Genomic DNA, 20784 nt, shown 5'->3' on the forward strand with positions numbered 1-20784 from the left:
CGGCAAGCGATAGCGTCACCGGCGGACATGCAAACTCCACGTCACCACTCTCCATCCCGCCGTGGCCATGGGCCACGGCGGGATGGAGAGTTTTTGGAGCCACGGTTTCCGGGGGTGTGCTGCTACGCAGCGAGCCCCGGCTACCACCTGAAATCCCTACCGGGATGAAGAAAGGCAGAAGCCGGAAGAAAACTTGCATCCGCTGTTGGAGCGCCAATAGCAAAGATTTAGCAGTCCAGGCCAACGCCCAAACGGCTCACATGGTTTTGCCCGATCATTCCTGCCGACGTGTTTAGGCGGCGCGTTGGGGCACCTGAATCACGTCGGCGGGCTTGGACCATTGTTCCCAAACAAACGGGTAACACCAGTCTTCGCCGTGTGACTGTGCGAGGTCACGGCGGATGTGGTTGCGGTCGTCGTCGCTGGATGCACTCAAGTCATGGAACTGGACCTGAATGGTTTCAATCCGCGGCAGCCATCCGAGGCTGGCCAGGTGAGGCAGGATGTCATATTCGCCTCCCTCGATGTTCACCTTCATCAGATCCGCATGATCGACGCCGATGCTTTGCAAGTAGGCCCCTGCTTCGACTCGGCGACCACTGATCGATTTCTCGCCTTCGCGAATGGCGGAAGACGCATCCCCGGTGTCGGACAGAATCAGCTCGCCATCGGAACTGCTCAGCGCGACCGCGTGCACATGAATGTGGGAGTGGCCCGCGTACTTGGCCTGCAATTCGGACGCGAATCGTGGGTGCGGTTCGAAAACATGCACGGTCGAACCGTAACGAGCATGAATGTCATCGGCCCACTCGCCCCGAAAACCGCCGAGATCCAAGACGATGGAATTGGATCCAAGGTCATCAAACTCGTATCGCTTGGTGGGGATCCCATCGCTTCGGAATTGGTTGTAAGCCCGTCGGAAATCGCGGTAACGTGAGTTGGTCAGGGTCTTCCACGGTTTGCGAAAGAGCTGAGCAATTCGTTGTCCGACTGTTTTCTTGGGCATTCGTTCTGTCCTCGTTCAGCGATGACGCGCGTCACGGCGAAAGTTTGGCGGTGTGGTCCAGTCGGCTTCGTCGACGGGAGAGTACTCGGAGGTATCAGCGAGTCGCCTTCCAAGTCAAGCGATGATCTTCAGGCAGCGTGGCGAGCACGAAAGGATTCACCTGCCCAAAGGCGGTCGTAGACTTGCTGGTAACCGTCGATCTCGTTGTTCAGGCTAAGCGAATTCACGGCGAAGGATCGGCCCAACTGCCCAGCCGTATGGAGCCGGCTTGGATCCTGGATCATTTCCTGAATGGCTTGTCGGAGCGCCTCGCGACCGCCAATCGGGACGACATGGCCCGTCACACCTTCTTCGATCACGGAGGCATAGACACCGGTGTCGGCCGCCACCACAGGAACGCCACTGGACAGCGCCTCAAGCGCGGTCATGCCGTAGCCCTCGTAGCGGGCCGGCGCGACCAGCAATGACAGACTTCGCATCCAAGTTGGCAGCTCATGACTGGGGACTTCGCCAATGAAAACGATGCGATCGGTCAACCCGCAAGCGTCAACCTTGGCCTTCAGGGCTTTTTCAAACGCGGAGTCCTCGGGTTTGGCACGACCGATCACGACGGCGGTGAAATCGGGATTCTGGGGCAGCAGTTCGCACATCGATTCGACGAACAAATCCGTCCCCTTTTCGGCTCGCACACGGCCGACGATGCCGATGCCGTGTTTCCCAGGCAAACCGGTCGCCTGCCAAGCTGCGACGCGATCGTCAGCAGGCGTGAATTTGTGGGTGTCGACCCCGTGCGGCACGACCGAGGCCAAGTTGGGAACAAAGGCCCCGGCAGTTTCGGTGGTTGCGACGACCGCATCCATCCGTGAAATCAGGGCTCGCGGGAACGCCGAGTGACGGCGGATGGCGGCCGACGTGAACACGATCCGAATGGGCAGTCGCAGGACATCGCGAGCGAAGATCGCCGCACTCATTTCCATGTTGCGACGCACATGCCAGATCGAAAACGGTCGATTCGGAGGCCGCTGGGAACTGGAGCGAAGGGCCTTGTGATAGCTGAGAGGCTCAGGGGCGTCAGGAAGAGGATCGCCGACCAAACACAGCTTCAGGCGGGACTTTTGGCCAGAGACAACGGCATTGGCCGTTGCGGAAACACCGGTGAATCGTCGGTGAAAATTGGTCACGAAGACCTCCGGGGCTCGATCAAAGCCTGTCGAATTCTCGACGCCGGGGGCGTGTTCTTGAGGGTGATTCATACTGCGTTTCTCCACCGCAAGAATTACCGGGAAACACGCAATCAGATCAAGACGAATCGAGGAAATTCAAAAAAGCGGCGTCCGTGCCGCGGGCAGATGGTAGCCCCGATCGAAAACTTCGGGTCACTTCTGAATTGGAATTTCGACCGTTCGTGGACGGCCATTGCGAAGGAACTTCATCTGGACTCGGTCGCCCGGGCGATGCTGTTCATTCACGTGATCGAAAATGTCGGCCTCGCGAATCAAATCCGATTCACCGTCATATTCAATCAAGATGTCGCCCACGCGAACGCCGGCTTTGTGAGCGGTCGCATGGAGTCCAAATTTGCCAACGTTGGCAACTCGGAGTGCCATCGGAGATCGCAACTGTAGCTCCCGATGCTCACTTTCGTCCAGAGGTAGTAAACGCATTCCCCCACCAGCAATCCGACGCATCATCCACGACGAAACTCGCCAAGACGAATCGTCCCATCGCCGCCAGCCCTCCGGCAGCGACAAGGTGAGCGTCTGCGTTTGATCACCGCGTTTGATTTGGATCTCAACCTCAGCACCTTCGGCGGGAACTTGATGGAGAGCCCACTGCACATCGGCCATCGAAACCAAGGGTTGCGAATGGATGCTCAGCAAATCATCGCCGACTTGAAAGCCAGCCTTGGCAGCCGCGGAGTCTTCCGCAACGCTCTTCACGCGAGCCGGGTACCGTGCATCGAGCACCCATCCAATCGACTTGGGATGTGGGTAAGGATGCAGGACCTCTTCCGGGATCGACTGCCCTTTTTGCCAGTAGTAATCGCGTCGCGCCTCACCAATCTGATGGCAATGGATGCAGCTTTTCGCGACTTGACCGGAGTAATTCAGATGGTCAGGCCGGTCCGACAGCGTCGGGTACTTCTCCGGAGAAACAAACTCCAACGGATCACCGGTCTTGCCCGCCAGCGATTCACGATTGGCCGGGTAGGCTGCGTGCAGTTTCAAGCTTTCTCGCAGGGCCGCAGCCATTCCTTCCAAAGAAACATCGCCCAGCCATTCAGTGCGGTGGGAGCGTGTTCCAAAGCGACCGTAAACAGTCTTGTCCGCATTGAGCATGAAAACGGCAAAGGACTGATCTGTGTCGTACTGAAACACGTTCAAATCCAAGCCATTGGTGCCGACCACACGAACACGAACGTATTGATCAAGCAGACGCTTCAGCTCAGGGTCGCCTTCGACCAAGTCATCGTCCAGCTTGACGCACTCTTCGCAGGGCAAGCAACGCAAAACCACCAAGATCGGTTTGCCGGACTGGCGGGCCTGTTCGTAAGCCGCGTCCAGGTCGTTGTAAATCCAATAGCCGGTCGCCAGGACACGCTCGCGGTCGTTGCGAACAATCGTTTCTCGATCCTCTTTCGCGTTGGCCTCGGCAACCGCGAAAAGCGAGAACAAACCGGCTGAGAGAAACACGGTGGCCAGTGCAAACGCGCGCACTGTGAGAAAGCGGCTCATGGAACTCTCCTGGGGGATAGGACGCGTTAGGACCACGTGAACAACAAGTGACGTAGCGGAAGGGCGCGAGCCCTCCGGTTCCTCACCGGGCGGCTTGCGCCACACCGCTAACATCGTCACTTATTGTTCACGCGTGACAAAAAGCGTCAGATGGGGGCGTGGATTGTAAACGATTCCACGCCCCGTTTGAGAATTCGCCCCGCTCGCGAAAAGTGGCTGCCGCCCGGCAAATCAAGCGGGTCGGCAGGAGTCTGTTGGCATTTGAACTGTCATCGCAAACGCCACTGTTCCCACGTACAACCGGGGCTAACGCCGAAACGGCTCACATGATTCTGCCCGATCATTCCTGCCTACCTGCTTACATTTGGCAACCACCGCCGCCGCAACATCGCGGGGCACCACAGGCTTCGCCACCGCCCGCCATGGGCAAACTCGAACTGCCGCCGCTCATCGAGGGAGCCGAGGGGACGCTGAGAACACGCGTCAATTCAGCACTGCTGCACTTCGGGCAGGCCACTTCTTCATCCTGAGATCGAACCAAAATCTCAACCACGTCATCACACGTCTTGCATTCGTATTCGTACAGAGGCATCTTCGGTATCCGAGAGGAACACGGTCCAGGGAACAAATCATGGGCCAAGGAACAAACCATGGGCACGCCGCCCACGTCCATCCATTGTTTCTCACGGAAGACGTTCGCACCACTGGGAATGAATCGGAGCGGCTGTTTTTGTCAGCAGCAACAAGAACGGCTTGCTTCACACCTCCCCGCCCCGCTCGAACTCAAAGGAAGCGACCATGAATCAGGTTCCCCCACTGCCGCCAATGACATGCGACCAAGTTCGCGAGATTGATCAGGTGGCCATGAAGCAGTTTCAAATCCCTGGCATTGTGTTGATGGAAAATGCGGGACGCGGAGCGGCGGAATGCATCGACCAGATCGCCCCCGACGGAAGTGTGCTGATCCTCTGCGGCAAAGGCAACAACGGTGGCGATGGATTCACGATCGCCCGGCACCTGCAGCTGGCGGGACGAGAGGTGACAATCGTGGCGATGGCACCAGCGGACGAACTGCACGGTGACGCTGCCATCCAAGCCAAGATCGCCGAAGCTTCAGGGATCGAGATTCAGATTCTTCAAGAATCTGACGAGCCCCCGCAGTTGCCGGCGGCAGACATCATCGTCGATGGCTTGCTGGGCACCGGAGCCAAACCGCCACTGCGAGGTCGCTACGCGGAGGTCGTGGAGGCGGCCAACGCAGCCTCGGCAATCCAGTTCGCCCTGGACATCCCGACCGGAATGAACGGCGACACGGGAGAAACGGGCGCGACAACGTTTGTTGCCGATCACACGCTGACCTTCGCCGCCCCCAAGGTTGGCTTTGAAAAGCGAGACGCTGTCCGTTTCACTGGCGAGGTCCACGTGATCTCCATCGGCGTGCCTCTGAAACTGCTGCGTCAATTCAGTGCCTGAGCTTGGCCGGCCTGAGTGGCTGAGACTATGTTAGGGCCATGCAAAACCACCCGCCTCGGACGCGTCGCGTTCCCGTTCGTTCGTTCTCGTTGTTCAGCGTCTTGATTCTCGGCTCCACCGCCGTGCTTTCGGGGTGCGAATCCAAGCGTCTGTCGCCCGAAGATTTCCCGCGACGAGAACGCGAAGAGGTCCTGGCACCGCAAGCTCCCGAAGGCATGGCCACGTCGGAAGATGTGCCACTGCCCGAGACGTCCCCCGAAGACCAATTTCGCGAAGCCGCGATGCTAGGCGACTTGGCGGGGGTGAAACGACTCGCTGGCCAAGGCGTGGAAGTGTCGGCGATGGACGAACACCAACGCACAGCGATGCAAATGGCCGCGTTTGACGGCCACACCCCGGTGGTCGAATGGTTTCTGTCCCAGGATGTCGAAGTCGACCACCGAGATTCATTTGGACGCACGGCGCTGATGTACGCCTCCACCGCGGACAACGCCGAAACAGTCAAGCTGTTGCTCGATGCCGGCGCGGCAGTCGATTTGGTCGACAGCGAAGAACACTTTTCACCGCTGATGTTTGCCGCTGCGGAAGGCCAAATGGCGGTCGTCGAACTGTTGCTCGAGGCGGGCGCCGACCCGACCAAGAAAGACACCGATGGCGAGACCGCGATCGATTTTGCCAGCAGCAACGGCCACACCGAAGTCGTCAAACGACTGCAAAAGTGAGCCGTTGGCCGTTAGGCCCGGTTGTTTCAGCCCCAACCGACAAAGCCGACGATCTCGTCATCGTGATGTCGGCAAGACGTTCGACTGCACTGCGTCCCCGAAACTCTTGGTCCCCGTCCCCGAAACTCTTGATGAGTTTCGCGACACCCGCCATGAAAACGGCGTCCCCTGGAACGTCGACTGATCAGACTTCCAAGAACAGTCGGGCTGGGTCTTCGATCGTTTCTTTGATCGCGACCAAGAACCCAACCGCTTCCCGACCGTCGACGATGCGGTGGTCATAGGTCAACGCGACATACATCATCGGACGAATCACGACTTGGCCGTCTTCCGCGACGGGGCGTTCTTGAATCGAATGCAGGCCCAAGATGCCGCTTTGCGGTGGGTTGACGATCGGCGTGCTGAGCAGCGATCCGTAGATCCCGCCGTTGCTGATCGTGAACGTGCCGCCCATCAAGTCACTGGGTTGCAACCGGTTTTCACCCGCCAGGCGAGCGTACTCGGAGATGCTGCCTTCGACTTCGGCGAACGACATGCGTTCCACATTGCGAAGGACCGGAACGACCAAGCCCTTGCCACCGCCAATCGCGATGCCGATGTCTTGGTAGTTGCGATAGACCATCGAGTCGCCACGAATTTCCGCGTTGACGGCGGGATAACGTCGCAGGGCTTCCACGGTGGCTTTGGCAAAGAACGACATGAAGCCAAGTTTGACACCGTGTTTCTTGGCGAAGGCGTCTTTGTATTTGCTGCGAATCGCCATGACCGGTGCCATGTTGATCTCGTTGAATGTCGTCAGCAGAGCCGCGGTTTGCTGGGCCTGGACGAGACGCGACGCAATTGTGCGACGCAGCATGCTCATCGGTTTGACTTCTTCGGACCGGTAACCACCGCTGGTCATCAACGACGGAGTTTCCGGCACCGACATTGGCTGAGCCGGGGCGGGCGCAGGCGTGGCAGGAACGGCTGGCGGTGCAGCTGGGCGGGAGGCTCCGCTACGGATGTAAGCCAACACGTCTTCTTTCAGCAAGCGTCCCCCGGGACCAGTGGCGGGAACCTGCGACGAATCCAACTTGTGTTCATCGAGCAACCGCTGGGCGGCGGGCATCACAAACCCTCCGCCACCTTGGGCGGGACTGGATGCGGCCGGTGCGGGTGCCGAGGCTGCAGGGGCCGGTGCGGGCTTGCCAGCCGCAGGGGCCGAACCACCGCTTGCAGATCCACCGCCGCCAGCGGGCTGTTCCGCGACTTGAATCGAGGCGATTTGTTGGCCGACTTCGGCGAATTCCTCGGACTGTTTCGTGATCGACTGCAAGAAACCGCTGACAGGAGCGGGGATTTGCACCGACGCTTTTTCCGTTTCAATTTCGACGAGGTCTTCGCCGTTCTTGACCCAGTCACCTTCTTGTTTGAGCCAATTGCCGATTTGCACTTCGCTGATCGATTCGCCAACGGTAGGAACTTCGACGGGAATGATGTCGCTCACGGGAACGTTTCAACCACTTGATAGAAAAAGCTGGGACGGTACGAGCAACCAGAATAACGAGCCAAGCGAACAGTGTCAGCGGCTCACACCGCGATTGCTGGCTTCGGGAAAGAAGATTGACCAAGGTCGCTGGGAAAAGACAGGTCCAGCCCCCCAGAAAGTATGCCGGTTGCGAGGGAGAGGGGGATGAGCGTCCATTTTTTGGACTGCAACGATGCGGGGGCCGATTCAACACGATGGTGGCGGGTCGATTTGATTTGCCACGCCCAGAAAACGCTCGTCGCCCCAAAACCCGCCCCAATTGTCCCGGAGGCAGTCATGTCCGATCCAACCGAGAAAGGCCATCCTATTCAAATGGCTTTGATCGTTGTGTTGTTGATCGGCGGGGGATGGTATTTCTTCCAACACTACAACATCGACGGGCTGGACGGGGTCGCGATCAAACCCAAAGCCGAATTTGCTTGGGAGAAACTCGACGACCCGTTCACGTTCACGTCGTCGACAGAAGCTGGCGGATCCCTGAATTGGCCCGTCGATGAGTCGGGCAATCCGATCGAAGCCGACCCGGTCATCTACAGCCCCAGCGACATGCTGCGTTCAGGCCCCTCCACAAAACAAAGCGTTTGGGGCACCCCGGTCGAAGGCACCAACGGTGCGGCCCCGGCCGAGCAGATTTCGGCGAAGCGCCCGCCCCAGTACCGAAATCTTCGCATCGCATCCTGGTCCTTGGATGGATTCGGGCCGACCAAACTGGCCAGCAACATCTGCCGGAAAAACCTGATCCGCGTTGTTCGCCAATTCGACCTGATCTCGCTTCAGCAGGTTTCGTCGATTCATCAAGACCTCGTGCCCCGGATGGTCGACGCGATCAACGAAAACTCACTGGGCAGCGGCGGCCCCGTTTTCGACTACGTTCTCGGTGGTCCAACTGGTCCCTCCGACCGTGGCGAGCAAATGGTGATTCTGTTTCGTCCCGATCGCATTCGAGTCGACCGAACACAGACGTACACGGTTGCCGACCCCGACCAACAGATGCTTTACGACCCGTTGGTCGCCTGGTTTCGCGCGGCGCAACCCAGTGCCGCGAGAGCCTGGACGTTCACGGTGGCAAACGTGCGAATCGATCTGGGCCGAGCCCCCAGCGAAGTCGCCTTGCTGGGGCAGTTGTTCGATTCCATTCGAGATGACGGCCGAGGCGAAGATGACATCCTGATGATGGGGTTGTTCCAAGCCGATGACGCGTACCTGCTGCCGACCATCGCGGGTCAAACCGTTCGTGCGGCCGTGTCCAGCACGCCCACGGATATCTTCGGACGGCATCAGACCGAAAACATTGTGTTCGATTTTCAATCGACCGCAGAAGCCATCGGTCGCGGTGGAGTCTACGACTTCCTTCGCGTGTACAATCTCAGCCTTTCCGAAGCACAAACGGTGTCCAGCTACCTGCCGGTGTACGCCGAGTTCTCGCCACTGGAGGGCTCCCCGATCGCGAATCAGGCCACGTTGGACCAGGCCGTTGTGCAACAAGCGTCGCTGCCAAGCGGCAAAGCGATTCGCTAGCGACGATCCAAGGATCGCGATCTCCGATGATCTATCTCGACCATCATGCCACGACGCCCTGCGACCCACGTGTCGTCGAGGCGATGTTGCCCTACCTGACGCAGCACTTTGGCAACCCGCACAGCGATTCCCACGAGGCCGGACGCGAAGCTCGCCGGGCGATCGACCAATCGCTCGATTCGATGGCCGCGATCCTGAATGCTCCTCGCGAAAGCATGGTCGTGACGTCCGGAGCCACCGAGAGCATCAACCTGGCTCTGCGAGGTTTCCTGATGCACCCGCGTTGCAAACGGCACCAAGTGGTGCTTTGCGAAACCGAACATCCAGCGGTCTTGGAAGTGGCGGATGACTTGTCCAAGCAAGCCACTGCCAGCGGCCAACCCATCGAGATCATTCGCGTGGGCGTGCATCCTCACGACCACCCGTCCGCCGGACAAGTCGACGTGGATCAGTTGCGTGCCGTGGTCAACGAGCAGACCGCGGTGGTTTCCATCATGTGGGCCAACAATGAAATCGGCTCCATCGCACCCATCCAATCCCTCGCCGAGATCACTCACGAAGCGGGCGCGGTGCTGCACTGCGACGCGACTCAGGCAGTCGGGCGATTGCCGGTCGATGTGCGAGCGACTGACGTTGATTTGCTGACCGCCTCAGCCCACAAATTCTATGGTCCCAAGAGCACTGGTTTCCTGGTGGTCGGCAACGGCAATCGACGCTTGCGACTGCGCCCCCAAATCGTCGGCGGTGGCCAGCAACGAGGGCTTCGCGGCGGAACGCTGAACCCTGCCACTATCGTCGCGATGGCCACGGCAATGCGAATCGCGAACGACGATCTCGAAAGCGACACCTCACGGATTTTGGAACTGCGTGAGATGCTTTGGAATCGTTTGCATTCCGCGCTCGATGGCTTGCAACTCAATGGCACCAGTTGGCGAGAGGATTCATCGGCCCGCTTGCCAGGCAACCTGAACGTCCGTTTGCGAGACATCGAAGGCGAAGCCTGGATGGCGGCCACGCCAGACGTTGCATTCAGCAGCGGATCCGCCTGCAGCAGCACCGAGGCTCTTCCCAGCCATGTGCTGCTGGCGATGGGATTGACCGAATCGGAAGCCCGACGAAGCGTGCGATTCGGCATCGGGCGATTCAACACCGTCGACGAAATCCATGCCGCCGCGGATCAACTGATCGCATCGCATCAAAAGTTGGTCGGTTAGTGTGGCATCGGCTTCCAGCCTGTGAGCAGGAATCACAGGCTGTCGTAGTGGACGAGGTTACGAGTCCTGCTCAACGGACTCGTAACCTCGTCCACTACGACAGCAAATTGCCGTGCGCCGCTGAACGAAAGCCACTTTTACCTACATCCACCCCAGGCGAATCCCCGCGGCCAGCACAATCACGGCAGTGATTCGCCGAAGGGTCCGATGCGACAACCAACTGGACGCGGCCCGGTTTCCAATCTGACCACCGATCAACACGCTGACAAACAACCAAGGCCACCACGGGGCATGCGTTTGAAATTCCACGGCAATCTCACTGAGTGACCAAGCGTGTTTGCTGGTTTGCCCCATCAAGCCCGCGACCGAGTTGACCAGGATGAACAGCGAACTGGTCGCTGCAATGTCGCGAGCGTGACCCCAGCGAGTCAGGTGCAATACCGGCGACAAGAAAATCCCGCCCCCGATCCCCACCAATCCGGCCAACAACCCCAACCCGGCTCCGAGAGCCATTTGCAAAACCACGCTGGATCGCCATGGAAGCTTCCTGTCTGGCGTGATGGATGGATTTGCTAGCAAGTCATCTTCGGAATCCACCGGCTCCGAAGCGGATTCTTTGGCCTGCCTGGTTTGCCCACCCAACAGCAACAAGACACCCGCCAAGATCAGGGTGACGCTCAGGAGCGGAACAAACACCGCTCGGTCGAGCGGGATCGATCCGCCGACCCAGGCCATCGGAATCGACCCGACCACCAGGGGGACACAACGTGACCAAGGCATTTGCTTTTTCTGTGTGAAACGCAAACAGGCGCCCGACACAACCAACAGGTTGCAAACCAAAGAAAGCATGGGCAAAACGCGATGATCGACGCCACTGAGCACCAGCAACGCGGTGTACGTGGACCCGCCACCAAAGCCAGCGCTGCTGTACACCAACGCGGCCAAAAAGAACCACGCCACGATCCAAAAATTTCCGCCTAATAACATGCTCGATCAATCGTTACCCTGAGAGGCAGTGTCTTTTCTTTGCAGCTTCTTGAGGTGATCTACTATGCGGCAACTTCGTACCGTGACTTGCGTCTTTGTTGTCTTGAGTCTGTTGCTCGGGCTGCTTTCCTCGCCCCTGAGACTCTCCATGGCCGCTGAACCCAACCAAGACGCCGCGTGGCGAAAACAGCAATTCGAGGCTGCCGAAGAAGCGTTGAAAAAGGGACTGCCGAAGACCGCGATCAAACACTACGACGCCATCGTACCCGCCGCAATCGCCGAAGAAGACCACGACGATGCCGTTCTGGCCATGGGGATGCGAGCCTCGCTGCGAGGACAACTCGATGGCGGCGGCGCGGAAGACCGGATCCTGCATTTGCAAGAGGACCTGGATTCCGCACCCGAGGCATCCCAACCGCTGCTGCAAGCCGTGCTGGCCAGCTGGTTCTATTCCTATCAACAACAGAACCAATGGCGATTCCGGAACCGCACCGAGATCGAAACTCGCGAAGACGACACGACGCCGATCAAGTCCGCCGATGATCTGAAAACCTGGAGTGCCCAGCGGATCATCCGCCACGCCGGGGCGTTGTTCGATCAAGCCTTGGAGAACTCCGAGAAGCTGAAAACCACCGAACTGACATCCATCCAACGACTGATCACGCAGGGCAGCGCCCCCGAGTCATATCGCCCGACGGTTTATGACTTCTTAGCCAACCAAGCGATCGACCACTTCGTTGACGCCCAGTCGATCTACAGCGGACCAATCGAGCGTTTCGAACTGGAAGCGAGTTCGCCAATCCTGGATCCCGTCGCGGACTTCCTGGCTTGGGAAATCCCGGAAACTGATCTCGAATCGCCGCTTCGCCAGGCCACCGAGTTGATGCAGGACTGGGTTCGCTTCCGACAATCCAACGCCGACGACCAACGAGACGCGTTCCTCGATGCGAATTGGAACCGTTTGCAATTCGCGGATCAGAACGCGGTTGGCACCACCCAGGACGACCGCTCGCAAGCCGCGATGCAGCGTTTCCTCAGTGAGAACACAAGTCATCCGATCAGCACCCGAGCCAGCTTTCAGCTCGCTCAAACTGAAATGGGGAAAGAAGAGTTCGTTCGCGCTCATCAAATCGCGAAAGCAGCACTGGCGGCTCACCCGGACAGCTTTGGCGGACGCCAGTGCGCCGCGTTGATCGAGCAAATCGAGGCACCGCAACTCAACATCGCAACGGAACGGGTTTGGAACCCGGCCCTGGAACAATCCGCTCAAGCCGAGATTGAGATCAGCTACAAGAACATCACCCAGGTGCACTTCAAACTGGTCTCGCTCGGTTTTGATCAGTTGATCAAGACGGGGCAGATGCTTCAGAACAACGAACGCGAGTGGCTGAAACGATACGCGGAAGAACCAGCCGCGCATCAGTGGTCGATTGACCTGGAGGAGACGGCGGACTTCAAAACCAACATTCACCGAGTCAACGTCCCCCAGGATTTGCCCAAGGGAAGCTACCTGTTAATCGCCAGTGTCGACAAAGACTTTGTTTGGAAAGAGAACTACCTGGCGGGCAAACAAATTTGGGTCAGCGAACTGGCACTCGTCACCGATGGCCGCTGGAACCAAGGCACCCTCGAAGGGCACGTGTTGGATTCCAACACGGGCGAACCGGTTCCGCAGGCAACCGTGGCGGTTTGGACCTGGACCAATGAAGGCCAACCTCGAAACAAGTTCAACAATGGCTACCGATACCGATCGCTCCCTTCGTTGACAACTGATCAGAACGGTCGCTTCGAAATGAAAGCCCACGAGGGAGTCAACCGTGACAACCTGTTGCTGGTGGCCCAAAACGGCAAGGATCACCTTCCCTCTCAGCAGCATCATTCCATTCGCCCCGCTCGAACGTCGCAGCAACTCGGCGGTCGCACCGTTTTCTTCACCGACCGAGCGATTTACCGCCCGGGTCAAACGCTTCGCTTCAAAGCGATCGCGACGACTCACAACCAATCCCAGAATCTGTACGAAACCCACAATCGCAAATCGCTTCAGATTCAACTGCTCGATCCAAACAACCAAGTGGTTGAGACGTTGGACTTGATCACCAACGATCGCGGCAGTTGCCACGGCAGCTTCCACCTGCCGACGTCGGGGCTGACCGGCCAAATGCAGTTGATCGTCCGAGAGTTCCCGCGAGGCTCCGCCACCGTTCGCGTGGAAGAGTACAAACGCCCCAAGTTCGAAGTGACCTTGGACGCTCCGAAGGATCCCGTCCGCCTGGAAGAATCGGTGACGGTCTCCGGTCGCGCGACCGCCTACACCGGGGCGGCGATCAACGACGCGACCGTTCGGTACACCGTGGTTCGACAAGTCCAATATCCAATTTGGTGGGGATGGCGATGCTGGTGGATCCCGACGCCTCCCGCCGAACCGCAAACGATCGTCCAAGGCGAAACGACCACGGACGAACTGGGTCGCTTTGACGTGTCCTTTGATGCCGTGCCCGATGCCTCGGTCGATCGAGACAGCGAACCCACGTTCCGATACGTGATCACCGCTGACGTCGTCGACACCACCGGCGAAACTCGATCAGACAAACGCACGGTCACCGCGGGCTACACGACCATGTCGGCTCGAATGAGCGTCGACCGTCCCGATTGGCTGACGGAACAAGACCCCGTCGACATTCAGGTTCACACGACGTCGCTCGATGGTGAAGCCCAGGCCGCCGAAGTCAAGATTGAAGTCTGGTCGCTCAAGGCTCCCGAAGTCGTCCCGCAACCGCGATGGGGCACGTATCAACCGTTGCCAGTGGATGCGAACGACGAAGCGAAACGAGTTCGTCCCGAAGATCCCAACTCTTGGCCACTGGATGAATTGCAATCTTCGAAGACTTTGCAAACCGACGCCAATGGGCGTGGTTCGTGGGAGGTCTCGCTTTCCAAGGGGCACTATCGAGCGGTCTTGTCAGCGGTGGACTCAGCGGGCAACTCCGTCTCAGCGTTGCTGCCACTGCGAGTGTTCGACCCCAAGGCGGATCAGCTCGGTCTGCCGATTGCCAGCCTGTTCGCGACGCCTCAATCTCAGTGGGAACCGGGCGAAACATTCCATGCCGTTTGGGGCAGCGGTTACGAAAACGCAAAGGCCTTGGTGGAAGTCGAGCATCGCGGCGAAATCTTGCAGCGATACTGGACCTCCGGCGACAAGACTCAAGTCGAAATCACACAGGCGATCGATGAATCGATGCGAGGTGGCTTTGTTGTCCGCGTGATGATGATCCACGAGAACCGACTGCATCTGCACCAACAGATCGTCAACGTTCCTTGGACAAACAAAGAGTGGTCCATCCGCTGGGAACGATTTGTTTCCAAACTCAAACCCGGTGCAGAAGAGACTTGGACAGCGGTCATCGAACCCAAGGTGGTGGATGAATCGACCAAGGCCAAGCAGGATTCCATCATGGAAATGGTGGCAACCTTGTACGACGCTTCCCTGGACGTGTTTGCCAAGCATCGCTTTGCAACCGGCTTCAACGCTTTCTATCGTGATCGAAGCACACGCAGCCCGCACTTGAACAACGGTTGGCAAGGTCTGACGACCGTTGTGATGTGGTCGCACCGTGGATACCCCGGAGGCGAGCTGAGCTATCCCGATTGGGTTGCTGAATTGCAGCTGAACCGATTCTACGGAAGACCAATGCCAATGGCTCGTGGGATGTCTCGCAACATGGCGATGGCAGAGTCCGACATGATGATGGCTGATGGAGCGATGCCGGCATCAGCTCCCATGCGAAAACAAGCCGCTCCTTTGATGTTGGCTGGAAGTGCGATCACGAGCGATTCCGAAGCGGCCGATGATGCTCCCCCCGAATCAAATGATCCCAAAATCGATTTGTCCGGCATCCCGCCGCGAAAGAATCTGAACGAGACCGCGTTCTTCTTCCCGGAATTGATCGCGGACGAGAACGGGGTGGTGAAGATGAAGTTCACCATGCCGGAAGCACTGACTCGTTGGCAGTTGCTGGGATTTGCCCACGGCGCCAATCTTGCCTCGGGAACCATCTCGGGCACTGCAGTCACCAGCAAAGACTTGATGGTTCAACCCAACCCGCCTCGGACGTTGCGGGAAGGTGACGAAATTGAACTGACGGTCAAAGTCAGCAACCAATCGGCTTCGACGCAAACTGGCGTGGTGGCATTGAACCTGTCGTCAGCAGCCAGCGGCGAGTCGGTCGATGAGCAAGTCGGCAATTCCCAGCCGAAGCAATCGTTTGAAATCCCCGCCGGCCAGTCCAAGACGTTCTCATGGCGAATCCAGGTCCCCGATGGCATCGGTTATTTGGTCTACAAGGCCGTCGGTTCGACCGGACGTTTGTCGGATGGCGAAGAAGGCTACCTGCCGGTTTTGACCCGCCGCATTTTGGTGCACGAGTCCATCTCACTGCCGATCGATGGTGCGGAAACAAAGACGTTCACGTTGCCCAAGCTACTGGAAGGAAAAAGCGATACGCTGGCGAGCGAATCGCTGACCATTCAGATGACTTCCAACCCGGCTTGGTACGCCGTGATGGCGCTGCCTTACTTGATGGAGTATCCCCACGAATGCAGCGAGCAAACGTTCCATCGCTTGTATGCGAACTTGCTGGCGCGGCACATCGCGACGTCCGACCCGCGAATCGAACGCGTGTTTGAACAATGGCGAAACCAACCCGAGGTCGCTGGTCGAGTCACACTGGACAGCCCTCTGGCCCAGAACGAAGAACTGAAGTCGATCGCCCTCACCGAAACACCTTGGGTGTTGCAGTCCAAGTCCGAATCCGAGGCTCGTCGCAACGTTGGCATTTTGTTTGATACCAATCGGGTCAATGATCAAGCCGACCGATTGACGCGACGCTTACAGGAACTGCAGAAGGAAGATGGCAGCTTCGCTTGGTTCGATGGCGGTCCGTCCAATGACACCATCACGATGTTGATTGTCACCGGGTTCGGTCGCTTGCAACATCTGGGTGTCGAGGTCGACATGCAGATTGCGATGAAAGCGCTGACGCACTTGGATGCCTACGCAACCAAACTGTACGAAAGAATCCAAACCGAAAACCGCAGCAAAGTGCATGTCTCGCCGACCGTGGCGATGCTGTTGTATGGCCGCAGTTTCTACAAGGATCAACCGACCGCACCGGAGCACCTCGAAGCGGTCGAGTACTGGACCAATCAACTTGCCGAGCATTGGTTGTCCCTGCCGAGCCGGATGAGCCAAGGGCACGCCGCGATCGCTTTGCATCGACTGGGCCGACTCAAAGAAGCCAAAGAAATCGTCGCTTCATTGATCGAACGCTCGGTGATCGACGAGCAGGGCATGCACTGGAACGACGCCAACTCAGGCTGGTGGTGGTACCAAGCACCGATTGAAACGCAGGCCATGATGATCGAGGTACTCGACGAAGTCGCGGGCGATCTCAAACGAATGGAACTCTGCCAGGCTTGGTTGCTGCGGCAGAAAGAAACCCAGTCTTGGGAAACCACCAAATCCACCGCCGATGCGGTGTACGCGTTGCTGCTGCGAGGCACCGACAAGCTGGCTTCCGATGAAGTCGTCGACATTGCAGTCGGGCAGCAAGAAGTTCCCAAAGGCAACGTCGAAGCGGGCACTGGTTTCTACCAGCACCGTTTCTCGGCGGATGAGATCACGCCCGAGATGGGATCGATTCAGGTCAAGAAAACAACCTCAGGCATCGCTTGGGGTGGAGTCCACTGGCAGTACTTTGAGAACATCGAGAACATCACGCCGCACGATGGCACGCCACTGCAAATCGAGAAGCAGCTGTTTGTCGTCCGTGCGACGGATTCCGGCCCCGTGCTGCGTCCTGTCGGCGACGAACCCGTTCGCGTTGGCGATGAACTGGTTTCCAGATTGATCATCCGCAGTGATCGCGACATGGAATTCTTGCACCTGCGAGACCATCGCGGCAGTGGCACCGAGCCCGTCAATGTGTTGTCTCAATACCGCCGGCAAGATGCGTTGGGATACTACCAAAGCACTCGAGACGCTGCCGAGCATTTCTTCATTGGTTACCTGACCAAGGGAACCTATGTGTTGGAATCTCGCTGTCGTGTGCAGCTACGCGGGAACTATCAGACGGGGATGGCAAGCATCGAATCGATGTACGCTCCCCAGTACAACAGTCACAGCGAAAGCCATGCTTTGGAAGTGAAGTGATTCATGAAGATTTCATGAACCGCCCAGCCTCCTGCTCTTTGCCGTGCAATGTGCCCTGGAATTGAGCAGGGGGGTGTTCAAGGTTCAAGCACGTGTTCGATGCCCCGACCGTGCTGATATGCAGCGGGAACGAATCCACCCTTGAAATCATTGGTATGAAAGCTGCGATCAATTCGAAATCTCAACACCGGCAAACCAATGCCGATGAAGTTTTCGAACCTCAACCTCTTATAGTGATTTGATGAAAACGGGCTTTTTGATCGACATGGATGGCGTCATCTACCGCGGCAGTGAGCTGATCCCAGGTGCCGATCAGTTCATCGACACATTGATTCGTCAGGACATTCCTTTTCTGTTCTTGACCAACAACAGTCAAAGGACTCGGCGTGATGTGCAAACCAAACTCCAACGGATGGGGATCTTCGTGGAAGAGGCCCACATCTTCACTTGTGCCATGGCAACGGCACGCTTCCTCGCCAAACTGAAACCCAATGGCACCGCGTACATCATTGGCGAAGGGGGCTTGTTGCAAGCAATGCATCAAAACGGCTTCTCCATCGTGGATCACTCGCCCGACTTTGTCGTCGTTGGCGAAGGCCGCACGATCACACTCAACGCATTGGAATCCGCGGTCGACATGATCCTTGGTGGTGCCAAACTGATTGCCACCAACCTGGACCCCAGTTGCCCGACCAAGAACGGCACACGACCGGGCTGTGGGGCCACGGTCGCCTACCTGGAGGCGGTCACCGGGCGTAAAGCCTTCAGTGTGGGGAAACCCAGCCCCATCATGATGCGAGCTGCTCGCAAGGAACTGAAGTTGGCCACCTCCCAAACCGTGATGGTCGGCGACACGATGGAAACCGATATCCTGGGCGGCGTCCAAATGGGCTACCGAACCGTGCTCACCTTGTCCGGCGGCACGAAAAAGGAAGACCTCGGCCAATTCGCGTACGGCCCCGACGTGATTGTCGATTCGATCGCGGACCTTTGCGATGTCGGCGAGTTCGTCCAAAGCAGTTTGCCAGTCGGCAACCGCGAGGACGACACCGTCACTAATTTCGCCGCCTGGGCCGCCGCCAACGCGTGATGGTTTTCTCGGAGCTGAAACGGGCGCCACTTCGAGGCCAGGTCTCACCTGGAACCCACGCCGATGCTTCGGTAGAAGCGAGGCGTGATCGGAACTCAGGCGTCGTTTGACGGGGAAGGTCCAATGGCGAGTCACCAGCGCCAGGCGGGGCCTGGCCTGACGAATCGGTGGTAAGCGGTCCAATCAAGGTGGTCGCATTTTGCTCGGGTTTCACAGGGGCTCGCGTTCGCGAGTGAGGCCACGAAGTGGTCACAGACGGTAGCCGGTGGTCGAGCAAAGCGAAAACCACCGGACAGTGACAAAAGATCGCGGCGTCGGCCCCGAAGGGTGTCGTAGAAGACTCGGCCGTAAAAGTCTTCGACCCCTTCGGGGTCAACCGTGTGATCGGGGGGGCTTCCCGGCGGTAGTCGCTTCGCTCGACCGCCGGCTACCCTCTGCATTCCCTCCGGGAAAGAAGGCGTGCAGTCGCAATCCCCACCATCCCACCTTTTTCCAGCCCAACGCTGCGATCACCGGTGGAGAATGTCACGGCCACAAGGGCGTCTGTTTCACGGCTTCAGAGACACGACCAAAGCTATGGGACAAAACTTTCCCATCCCTCCCAAATGCACACCGTTTCACCATGCCAGGCGGGGCCTGGCCTACGCGGCCTGTCATTCGTCCCCAGGGACGCACAACGCAGCTGCAGGCATGTGCCCCTGGACCATGTGCCCGTGGACACTGAACACAGCGTGATCACCAAGCCCCAGGGTCGTGACATGAATCAGGGGCATGGAAACTCTTGTCGTTCTGCATGGGGACGACAAGACGGTGTGGTTGCTGCCCCTCCAACCCGACCGTCTCGTCGTGTTCCCATTGCTTTCCACCTTCATCGATTCATGTTGGCTTGCCCTCGCGGTCAATTCGCTGGGCTGCCCGAACTGCAATCGACTTCGTCATGTGTAAAAAGCCAATCCGTGGCAACGGCTGCGTTTCCTCCATGCGACTTTTGCATAAGCCATCTGAATCCTCGGTGCCGTTCAGATAGTATCGACGGATCGCTGCGAGTAATCTATGAGGGAATCCCCTCAAACGCTGCTCCCGCGTCCCCCATGAGTCGCTTGTGCCCCATTCCACCCCACCCCAAAGCGAAGAAAGCTCATCGAGGCTGAGAACACGGGTTGATCCGCCTGAGTTCGATCCAAATTCGATTTGGACTGCGATGACTCAGACTCCAGGGATCGGGGTTTGTGTCACGGATCAAGAAGGTCGGCTCCTCTACGTCAACGACTGCGCGATGATGCTTTTCTCGGCCGCACCCAACATTGAGTACGCCGGGAAATCAATCCATGATTTCCATTCGCCGCAGTACGTCCAGGAACGGTTGGCGATGATTGGGCGTGTGCTGAAAGAGGGCAAGCCACTCGCGATTCGGCATATCTATCACGGAAAGCAAGTTCACTCAACCGTTTGGCCCATTCGTGATTCCAAGCCTCCCTTTGGTCGCGTGCTGGTGATCAGCCGAACCACATCGGGTTTGCATTTGGCGACGTCCGATGACTCCATCGAAAGCATCGAAACGGCGTTCATCGACTTTGGTCCGCTGGACATCCTGACACAGCGTGAGATCGAAGTTGCGGTGCTACTTGGGCATGGCATGAATGTCCCCAAGGTGGCTCAACTGCTGCACCGCAGCCCCAAGACAATCGAACGACACAAATCAGCAATCACAAAAAAACTGGGCCTGCGTGGGCAAGCCGAGCTGGTGATGACCATCAGCGAGATGGGCCTCGATCTCGATGACGCCAAGCTGAAGCGACTTCCAAGGGAGAAGTGAAACGTCCACTTCGGGGTCGCCACATCAAAACCACTGCAGGGAATACCGATTCTATAAACGACGACTTCACCCTCCCTCTGAGCGAGGCCGTCCAGTTTTTCAGTGCCGTGCCAGTAGCGTCTTGAGACCCCCGCCCACGCAGCGGGCTTGTCGATTTCGCTGTAGGTTGGCCACTCTTGGCCGACATCCGCAACTTGGACGAGCAAGAGTGCCCATCCTACATGCGTTCAAACTTCGTTTCGGGGGAGGCACGACATGTGAAAATCCGCCGAAACGCGGTATCAGAAAACGACACAACCTCTGAGCGAGGTGAGGGCTACGCGATGAGTTCACCGCTCGCCCTCCCGAGCGGTGAGGTCGTGCAGTTTTTAAGTACCGTGTTGCCAAGCGTTTATGATCACCCTCCCTTGGGACGTTCGAAAAATAAATGGTGGCGGGCGTCTGGGTATCGCCCCGGATGGGGCCGTCATGCTTCGCTCGGGGCGGA

Annotated in this window: 13 protein-coding genes; 7 read left to right on the forward strand and 6 right to left on the reverse strand. The window is 58.1% G+C overall.

Annotated features, from left to right (window positions below):
- Positions 1–292 precede the first annotated feature (292 nt).
- The 4 genes from RISK_RS10845 to RISK_RS10860 form a co-directional block, all read right to left on the reverse strand.
- Positions 293–1006: an FkbM family methyltransferase gene (locus RISK_RS10845; RefSeq protein WP_053061143.1), complete on the reverse strand. Its 714-nt coding sequence runs from the start codon at positions 1004–1006 to the stop codon at positions 293–295.
- Between the two features lie 128 nt (positions 1007–1134).
- A complete protein-coding gene (locus RISK_RS10850; protein ID WP_083434911.1) occupies positions 1135–2259 on the reverse strand; it encodes a glycosyltransferase family 4 protein in 1125 nt (374 codons plus the stop codon).
- A gap of 123 nt (positions 2260–2382) precedes the next feature.
- Positions 2383–3741, reverse strand: coding sequence for a Trx7/PDZ domain-containing (seleno)protein (locus RISK_RS10855; protein ID WP_047814324.1), 1359 nt, complete (start codon positions 3739–3741; stop codon positions 2383–2385).
- Between the two features lie 358 nt (positions 3742–4099).
- Positions 4100–4333: an FmdB family zinc ribbon protein gene (locus RISK_RS10860; protein WP_047814325.1), complete on the reverse strand. Its 234-nt coding sequence runs from the start codon at positions 4331–4333 to the stop codon at positions 4100–4102.
- A 206-nt stretch (positions 4334–4539) separates the two neighbouring features.
- On the opposite strand from RISK_RS10860, the gene RISK_RS10865 reads away from it, so the two are divergent.
- Together RISK_RS10865 and RISK_RS10870 are read left to right on the forward strand one after the other, a co-directional pair.
- Positions 4540–5214 carry an NAD(P)H-hydrate epimerase gene (locus RISK_RS10865; protein ID WP_047814340.1) on the forward strand — a complete coding sequence of 225 codons (675 nt, stop codon included), beginning with the start codon at positions 4540–4542 and terminating at the stop codon, positions 5212–5214.
- A gap of 38 nt (positions 5215–5252) precedes the next feature.
- Positions 5253–5936, forward strand: a complete 684-nt coding sequence (locus RISK_RS10870) for an ankyrin repeat domain-containing protein (RefSeq protein ID WP_047814326.1) — start codon at positions 5253–5255, stop codon at positions 5934–5936.
- A 184-nt stretch (positions 5937–6120) separates the two neighbouring features.
- On the opposite strand, the gene odhB is transcribed toward RISK_RS10870, so the two are convergent.
- Positions 6121–7422, reverse strand: a complete 1302-nt coding sequence (odhB, locus tag RISK_RS10875) for a 2-oxoglutarate dehydrogenase complex dihydrolipoyllysine-residue succinyltransferase (RefSeq protein ID WP_047814327.1) — start codon at positions 7420–7422, stop codon at positions 6121–6123.
- Positions 7423–7740: 318 nt separating this feature from the next.
- On the opposite strand from odhB, the gene RISK_RS10880 reads away from it, so the two are divergent.
- Positions 7741–8982, forward strand: a complete 1242-nt coding sequence (locus RISK_RS10880) for a deoxyribonuclease I (RefSeq protein ID WP_173442647.1) — start codon at positions 7741–7743, stop codon at positions 8980–8982.
- 26 nt (positions 8983–9008) lie between these two features.
- A complete protein-coding gene (locus RISK_RS10885; protein WP_047814329.1) occupies positions 9009–10196 on the forward strand; it encodes a cysteine desulfurase family protein in 1188 nt (395 codons plus the stop codon).
- Between the two features lie 141 nt (positions 10197–10337).
- On the opposite strand, the gene RISK_RS10890 is transcribed toward RISK_RS10885, so the two are convergent.
- Positions 10338–11183 carry a sulfite exporter TauE/SafE family protein gene (locus tag RISK_RS10890; RefSeq protein WP_047814330.1) on the reverse strand — a complete coding sequence of 282 codons (846 nt, stop codon included), beginning with the start codon at positions 11181–11183 and terminating at the stop codon, positions 10338–10340.
- A 64-nt stretch (positions 11184–11247) separates the two neighbouring features.
- Between RISK_RS10890 and RISK_RS10895 the strand changes: the two genes are divergently transcribed.
- The 3 genes from RISK_RS10895 (at position 11248) to RISK_RS10905 (ending at position 20297) form a co-directional block, all read left to right on the forward strand.
- Entirely contained in the window at positions 11248–17391 is a 6144-nt protein-coding gene (locus RISK_RS10895) for an alpha-2-macroglobulin family protein (RefSeq protein WP_236696209.1), read from the forward strand.
- A 241-nt stretch (positions 17392–17632) separates the two neighbouring features.
- On the forward strand, positions 17633–18481 hold the full coding sequence (locus RISK_RS10900) for an HAD-IIA family hydrolase (protein WP_047814332.1): 849 nt from the start codon (positions 17633–17635) through the stop codon (positions 18479–18481).
- Between the two features lie 1201 nt (positions 18482–19682).
- Entirely contained in the window at positions 19683–20297 is a 615-nt protein-coding gene (locus tag RISK_RS10905; protein WP_053061144.1) for a PAS and helix-turn-helix domain-containing protein, read from the forward strand.
- The last annotated feature ends 487 nt before the right edge of the window (positions 20298–20784 follow it).

Origin of the sequence: Rhodopirellula islandica (genome assembly GCF_001027925.1) — a bacterium.
In the GTDB taxonomy this organism is placed as follows: domain Bacteria; phylum Planctomycetota; class Planctomycetia; order Pirellulales; family Pirellulaceae; genus Rhodopirellula; species Rhodopirellula islandica.

What these genes read in the sequence shown, in the direction of transcription:
- RISK_RS10860 (WP_047814325.1), bottom strand. Translation starts at nt 4,333, where the DNA reads ATGCCTCTGTACGAATACGAATGCAAGACGTGTGATGACGTGGTTGAG.
- RISK_RS10895 (WP_236696209.1), top strand. Translation starts at nt 11,248, where the DNA reads ATGCGGCAACTTCGTACCGTGACTTGCGTCTTTGTTGTCTTGAGTCTG.
- RISK_RS10900 (WP_047814332.1), top strand. Translation starts at nt 17,633, where the DNA reads ATGAAAACGGGCTTTTTGATCGACATGGATGGCGTCATCTACCGCGGC.
- RISK_RS10880 (WP_173442647.1), top strand. Translation starts at nt 7,741, where the DNA reads ATGTCCGATCCAACCGAGAAAGGCCATCCTATTCAAATGGCTTTGATC.
- RISK_RS10855 (WP_047814324.1), bottom strand. Translation starts at nt 3,741, where the DNA reads ATGAGCCGCTTTCTCACAGTGCGCGCGTTTGCACTGGCCACCGTGTTT.
- RISK_RS10905 (WP_053061144.1), top strand. Translation starts at nt 19,683, where the DNA reads ATGACTCAGACTCCAGGGATCGGGGTTTGTGTCACGGATCAAGAAGGT.
- RISK_RS10850 (WP_083434911.1), bottom strand. Translation starts at nt 2,259, where the DNA reads ATGAATCACCCTCAAGAACACGCCCCCGGCGTCGAGAATTCGACAGGC.
- RISK_RS10885 (WP_047814329.1), top strand. Translation starts at nt 9,009, where the DNA reads ATGATCTATCTCGACCATCATGCCACGACGCCCTGCGACCCACGTGTC.
- RISK_RS10845 (WP_053061143.1), bottom strand. Translation starts at nt 1,006, where the DNA reads ATGCCCAAGAAAACAGTCGGACAACGAATTGCTCAGCTCTTTCGCAAA.
- RISK_RS10870 (WP_047814326.1), top strand. Translation starts at nt 5,253, where the DNA reads ATGCAAAACCACCCGCCTCGGACGCGTCGCGTTCCCGTTCGTTCGTTC.
- RISK_RS10865 (WP_047814340.1), top strand. Translation starts at nt 4,540, where the DNA reads ATGAATCAGGTTCCCCCACTGCCGCCAATGACATGCGACCAAGTTCGC.
- RISK_RS10890 (WP_047814330.1), bottom strand. Translation starts at nt 11,183, where the DNA reads ATGTTATTAGGCGGAAATTTTTGGATCGTGGCGTGGTTCTTTTTGGCC.